Source organism: Enhygromyxa salina (assembly GCF_000737335.2).
Classification (GTDB): Bacteria; Myxococcota_A; Polyangia; order Nannocystales; family Nannocystaceae; genus Plesiocystis; species Plesiocystis salina_C.
In genome coordinates this window covers 23,557-30,116 of sequence record NZ_JMCC02000114.1, presented here as the reverse complement: position 1 = coordinate 30,116, position 6,560 = coordinate 23,557, and the positions used below count along the sequence as shown (strand labels likewise).

Below are 6,560 nucleotides of genomic sequence, written 5' to 3'. Positions count from 1 at the left end.
CTCCCGATAGGTCAGCCCGCGCTCGTCGTAGATCGTGGTGATCGTGGCCTCGCCCAGCTGCTGTAGCGTGACCTCGCGGTTGGCGTCGTAGCCGAGCGCGCTGGTGAGCACGCGGCCGTCGCCGACCTGCTCGGTGGTGAGCGTGAGCTCGTTGAGCACGTCATACGCAAACGAGGTCGAGACCACGCTGTTGACCTGCGGTGAACCTGCACAATCGAGCGCCTCGTAGTCCACGCGGACCAGGTTCATGTTGGCGTCGTAGATGTGATCCGTGTACGCACGCGTGGGCGCACCGCCGCCGCAGGTCGCAGGGCACGTGGTGGCAGGACCCAGCTCGCGGACCAGCTCGTCGCGCGCGTTATAGAGGTAGAGCTTGTCGTTGCCGCGCGGGTCCACGCGCCGGACTTCATTGCACGCGGCGTCAAACTCTTTGGTGGTCGTCAGCGCCAGCCCATCAGGGTCGACGATCTCCTGACGAACATGCCCGTCATCGGCGTAGGTGAAGACCACCTCACGGCGGACGCCCGATGGGTCCGACGGCAGCTGATGCCGCGTCAGCTGCCCGACCAAGCTGTACTCCATGTCTTCGCGGGAACCCGGCTCCGGGTGAATGACCGAGGTGCGATTCCCGGCTGCGTCATAGTGGGCCTGGGTGACGTTGCCGCGCCCGTCAGTAGCCAACGCGACGAAGTCCTGGCCGTCATGTTCGTTGCCGAGTCCCGGCGCGTACTCGAACAACTCGCGGATCGGGGGGAACCCGCTGTCACACGCTTCGCCCTCATGGCGACGCTCTCGCAGGTTGCCTCGGATCCGCGGCGACGCGGCGGAGTTCAGGTCTCCCTCGTAGATCGAGACGGTCGCGTTACCCCGCGGGTGGACGACGCGGCTGACGTGGCCATCGGCGTTGTAGGCGAACCGCGTCTCGAAGTAGTCCGGGTCATCGGACCGCAGCTTGTCCACAGGTGGGTTGAGCAGCACCGTGGTCGGCAGATCCGGGTTGGCGAACCCGGTGTACTCCCGGCGCAGCACGAGCTGGTTGTCCATGTCGAAGAAGTGCGCGCTCACCCGGCCCACCCGATCATTGACCCAAGCCATGGTGACCGCGAAGTTATTGTCATGCTCGGGCGCAACCCGGGCATACGTCACGCTGATCCGGTCATCTGGGTCACCCCAACTTTGCGCGACGAGCCGGTCGAACACGTGATCGCTCGGGTCCAGGGTGTTCGCGTAGGTGTTGCGCAGGTAGGTCTGCCCCAGGCTGTCCTCGATCGTCAGCAGGTTGCCGTTCAGCTTGGGGTGCCCGGTGTTCCTCGCGTAGGTGTAGACGGTCCGCGTGCCGTCCGGGAAGTCGTTGCCGGTGACGGTGCCAGTGATCGGGGGAAGCGTGACGCTACGAAGATCATGCAGGTTTCCGTCAGGCTCGTCGGCCCCATAGCGTGCGTAGCGAACCGTGCGCGAGACATCGGGCCCGAGCTGCGCGGTGACCTCGGCGATATGGCCCGTCTCGTCATACGCGAACTCCAGAGATTGCCCGCTCGCGTTGAGCACCCGCTCGAGCCGGTCATATTTGTCGTACTCCAACTCGATGATGTTCTGATTGCGATCGACAATCCGCCACAGCCTACGAACATCACCCGGTGCCGAGTCGTGTTCCGAGTGAAAGATCCACTGACCACCGTCGGCGAAGGTCAGCACAAACCGGCGGTCAGCGTCGAACTCACCCGTGCGATGATAGCGAGGGGCCGTCCAGACACCCTGCGCATCCGAGCGAAACTCGGCAGGACGGGCGTTGCCATCGTATAGGGTAATCGGCTGATCTGGACCGGCGCCAAGCTCCGCATAAATATTGTAGCTGTGGTCCCAATTGTTCCCAAGCGGCGACCGGCCCGCGGCCGGCCCCAGGCGCGAGCGATAGCGGCGAGCCCACACCAGGTCCAGGCCAACCGTGCAGCTTGGCACCCGCAGATCGACGACGCGCTCGTGAAATTCCCCCGAGAACAGATACCCAGCCTCATCTCGCAGGCACGCACCATCCGGGCAAAGCGCGAAGGCGTACGGCTCGCCGGGTGCTTGGCCGGGCGGCTCGAGCATCCTTACATCCAGTGTATCGCGCAGCCCGGCACCAGGGAGGTCCGGCCGCTCCCGACAACCGCCGAGCAGCACCCAACAAGCGGCGATGGCCAGGCTCATCAATCGCTGAAGGACACCCATCGTTCATGCAATCTGCCACGCCCGAGACCCCGGCGAAGTGCCATCCGCCGATGCTGGGCCTGCAACTTTCTCGTCGCTGCGAGCGGCGCTGATCCACCTGCGTTGTTGTCGCGCAGACCGAATCTTCTGCGGACGCTGACTGCGCTCTGTCAGGGATCACGCGGCCTCGCGGGAGCACGAAAGCCCTCGCATTCGAGCCAGCCTCGACGACAATATCTACGCACGTGGAGATTAACGAAGAGAAGCCCCGTCGGGCCAGTGAGTCGAGACGAGAGGAAGCGGGGTCACGAGACTGAAGTAGACCGTAGCCGGGTTGGGATCGTCTGCAGCCCGTGCGCGCTGCCCCATCGGCGCCCCCACCCTCCGCAAACAACCAATCAATCCCCCAAATCAATCACGAACTAACCCGCAACCGAACCTCAAACCGAGCCCCCCCAAGCTCCTCACTCCCCCCCACCAAGATCTCCCCCCCATGATCCAACACAATCTTCTTCACAATCGCCAACCCCAACCCAGTCCCCTGCGCCCGCGTAGTCTCATACGGCTCAAACACCAACTCCCGACGCTCGAGAGCAACCCCCGGCCCATTGTCTTCAACAACCAAGCAAGCCACCCCCAGCTCCACCCGCGCCACCGCAGACACCCGAATCCGCGGCTGCTCAACCCCCGCCTCACGAGCAGACAGCGCCGCGTTCTCTGCGAGGTTGACCAACACCTGCTTGAGCAGCTGACGATCCCCAAGCACCTCGATCCCCTCGGCCCCAAGGTCGATCTCCAGCGCCGCGTCGACGTGGGTGTAGGCCCGCTCGAACTCGACGAGGATCCGCGCGAGCGCGACCGGCTCGAGCTCGACCTCGGGCAGCTTGGCGAACTGCGAGAAGCTGGTGACCATGCGGCGCAGCGCCTCGACCTCGTCTTCTACGATCTCGACCGAGTCGCGCAGCAGCGCCGAGAACCGGGCGTCGTTGCCAGGGTCCTTCTCGCGCAGCTGCTGGACCGCGAGCTGGATCGGCGTCAGCGGGTTCTTGATCTCGTGCGCGATGCGCCGCGCCATCTCTTGCCAGGCCCCAACCCGCTGCAGGTACGCGATCCGCCGACGGGTGTGCTCGAGCTCTTCGAGCATCGTGTTAAAGGCGCTCGACAGCTGGCCAAGCTCGTCGGCCCCGAGCCGCGGGGCCCGAACCGAGAGGTCACCGGACGCGACGCGACGCATGACCTCGGACAGATCCGAGACCTTGCGCGTGGTCCGACGGGCGATCAGGATCCCCGCGAGGATCGCCACGAACAGCACCAGCGAGCTGGCCACGGTCAGCGCCGCGATCACGGCGCGCCGGACCTCGTCGCGCTCGGCCATGCGATCCTCGCCGCCGGCGCCCTTGACCTCGATCGCGCCCAGATCCCGCGCGAGCTCGCCGAGCGCTTGGTGGCGGGTACGGATCGCGGGATCGACCGCCCACGTCACGCGCACCAGCCCGCCCGCCTCGCCAAGCGGCCACTCGAGCGGCACGTGAATCCACGCATCCAACGAAGCCGCGCCCGTTTCAGCCGCCCCCATCGCGAGGTTCTGTCGACCCACGATCACCGCCTCGGCCCCATGCCGCTCGACGACGACCTCGACGACGTCCCCCCGCGCGCGGATCCAGTCGTCCAAGAACGCCTCGAGCGCTTCGCCGTCGAGCTCGCGCAGCTCGTGGGGGAGCAGCTGCGTGCGAGCGCGAAACGCCTCGCGCTGGGCGGCGGCGAGCTCCTCGTAGTAGGGCTCGGCCAGGCGCAGGGCCTGATCTTGCAGCTCGACCTGCTGTTCGCTGACCTGGTCGTAGTACTGGACCGTGAGCGCGACGAGGTAGCTCGACGCGCCCACGCACAGGATCCCGATCGCTACCAACGAGATCGTGATCCGAGCCTCGAGCCGGCCCCACCACGGCGGCCGCGCCTGCAGCTCGCGCTGCTGCTCGACGGCGCGAAACCCCTTTGTACCGCGACGACCGGATCGCCGGCTTGGTCGAGGGCCAGCCTCGCGCGCTCGATCGCTCCCCGCCATCACAGCCTAACTGGAGACTCGTGGCGGGGTGTCGTCCGTGGCCGGCCCGCTCGAGCGATGAGGTTCGTGTTGCATGAGTCTGGCTTCGGCGCTCAGTCAGGCGCGAGCGGCACGTAAAAGGGGTGGGTCCGAAACTCGACGAGCTTCTCGGCTTTGGGTCGTGAGCGCACGAACATGCCGACCCAGCGCGAGAACACCTCGAGGTCGCGATCTTGTCCCCGCGCCGCGCCGCCGCTGCCGCTGCTCCGGGTCTGGATCGGGTTGCGCTGGGCGACGATCTGCACGAAGTGGACCTGGTCCTCGCCACGCGGAATGTCGGGGGTCTTGGCGATCACGACCGACAGCGTGGTCGCGGCCTTGATCGCGTCGTCGCGCAGGGCGTAGCGGCGCATCGTCGGCTGGGCGGTGCCCAGCGCGGTCTGGACGATGTAGTCCTGATTCCACGGATCCCACTGAACGCTGATCTCGACGTGGGCCACCGAGCTCGGGGCCCGCGAGCCCTTCGCGTAGACGCCAAGATCATAGACCAGGCGGGTTGGATACCCGCCATCGAGCATCTTCATGGCCTGCTTGTCGGTGGTCCGTAGCAGGTCCGAGATCACCACGCGGATCTTGAGCTCGCGCGGGGTAAACGAGAAGTCGGCCTTGCGCCGCGGGAGCGCCTCGGGGGCGGCCCCAAGCAACAGCGTCAGCGTGGGGCTCGCGGCCAGCAGCGCCACGAAGCGACGGCGCCTCACAGCGGCACCCGCCGAAGCACGTTGCCAACCGAGATGTCGATGGTCCCAATGCTGGTGTCGAGCTTGAGCCCAAGGTTGGCGTTGAAGCCGATCGGCGCGGCCAGCTCGCCGTTCGCCCGCCGCTCGCTTCGCTGCTCCTGGGTCCCCGTCAACGAGAACACGCCGGCCGAGAAGAACAGGTAGCCACCGTAGACGAACGAGGTCTGCGGCCGACGAAACAGCGGGATCCCGTACTCCAGATCCACGCGCCCACCGATCCGCGCGAGCGCGTAGGCGTTGACGCCGGTCTTGAACGTGTCGACCGGCCACCGGGTCGAGTACTGCAGACCCATGGTCCGGCCCGGGGTCCAGTCGGCCAGATCGCCGGGCAGGATCATCTCGAAGCGCGGAGCGTCGCCCGCGATCTGTCCGCCCCACAGGCTCGGCGTCAACCAGTGGCCCCACGGCAGCCGAAACGAGTAGCCGCCGCCGATCAGCACGCGCAGGTACTCGTAGCTCGACCCGATCGCGGGCGACGACAGCTGCACGTCAACCCGGACGTGGCCGCCCTTGCCGATGATCGCCGCCCGGTTGCGCTGATCCCAGATCAGCGAGAATTCGGCCGAGCTCAGGAAGTGCAGGCCGTCCTCGAGCTGGAGATCGAGCTCACGCAGATCACCGTTGGGGAGCGTCTGGGTCGGGTCTACTGCCGCACCAGCATCCGAATCGATCGCCTCGAATCGAAAATCGATGCCAAGCCGCAGGTCCGAGCGGACCGGGATCGTGACCCCGACGACGCTGCCGTAGCGCGAGTAGCGGAGCGTGTCGAAGTTGCTGGGATCCGGATCGTAGTCTTCACCGGCCACGCGGTACGGCTCGTTGGCCAAGATCGCGTAGGCGCTGCCAACGACCCCGACCGGCGTCCCGGCGACCACGGGGAGCTCCGTGTGCACCTCGTAGGCCTGCTGGCGCTGATCGTCAGCGACACCCCGAGCCCGGGTCCCGACCACGAACGCGGCGCCCAGGTGCACGCGACTGCCGGCGAGGTTGCGCTCCGTCAGATCGAAGCCACCCGCGAAGGGCGTCAACAACGAGCTCGCGGCGCTGAGCTGGCGGACCACCAGCGAGCCGCGCTCGTGCAGATCCACGACCAACGACGCGCTGTCGGAATTGCGCGAGACTGGGACCAGGCGGATCGCTACCTGATCGAAGTAGCCGGTCGCCGCGAGCCGCTGGACCGCACGATCGATCCGGGGATCCTCGGGCCAGAACACCTGCTGGCCCTCGACGATGCCCTCGGCCTCGAGCGCCTCGGTGACCTGCTTGGCGGCGACCTGCTTGCGGCCGCGGATCTGCAGGGCGACGATGTGAACGGTGCGCTCGATCGGCCCTTCGACGGGCACGCCCGCGTCATCGCTGCTCGGGAGCTCGTCCGTGCGCGCGGGCCGGGGCGACCGGTCCGCGGGGCTCGGGCGTTCGCTCGCGGGCTCGACGGGAGGGGCAGCCGCCGCCACGCTGGGCCCGAGCGTGATCGATGCCAGCGCGAGCGCGACGGCCAAGCCTGGCACGACGCCACGGGATTTTACCCAGGA

The 6,560-nt window shown here is 67.1% G+C and carries 4 protein-coding genes; all 4 read right to left on the bottom strand.

The window, feature by feature from the left end:
- Positions 1-2,091 (bottom strand): DUF6531 domain-containing protein (locus DB30_RS33545; protein ID WP_146661791.1); only part of this gene is annotated, 2,091 nt, incomplete at its 3' end.
- Between the two features lie 514 nt (positions 2,092-2,605).
- Complete coding sequence (locus tag DB30_RS33540) at positions 2,606-4,252, bottom strand: sensor histidine kinase (protein WP_052556818.1); 1,647 nt, start codon at positions 4,250-4,252, stop codon at positions 2,606-2,608.
- Between the two features lie 92 nt (positions 4,253-4,344).
- Positions 4,345-4,989: a hypothetical protein gene (locus DB30_RS33535; protein WP_146661789.1), complete on the bottom strand. Its 645-nt coding sequence runs from the start codon at positions 4,987-4,989 to the stop codon at positions 4,345-4,347.
- Positions 4,986-6,536 (bottom strand): BamA/TamA family outer membrane protein, encoded by a 1,551-nt coding sequence (locus DB30_RS33530; RefSeq protein WP_146661787.1) that lies wholly within the window; start codon positions 6,534-6,536, stop codon positions 4,986-4,988. The genes DB30_RS33535 and DB30_RS33530 overlap by 4 nt, the downstream gene beginning before the upstream one ends.
- Positions 6,537-6,560: the final 24 nt, after the last annotated feature.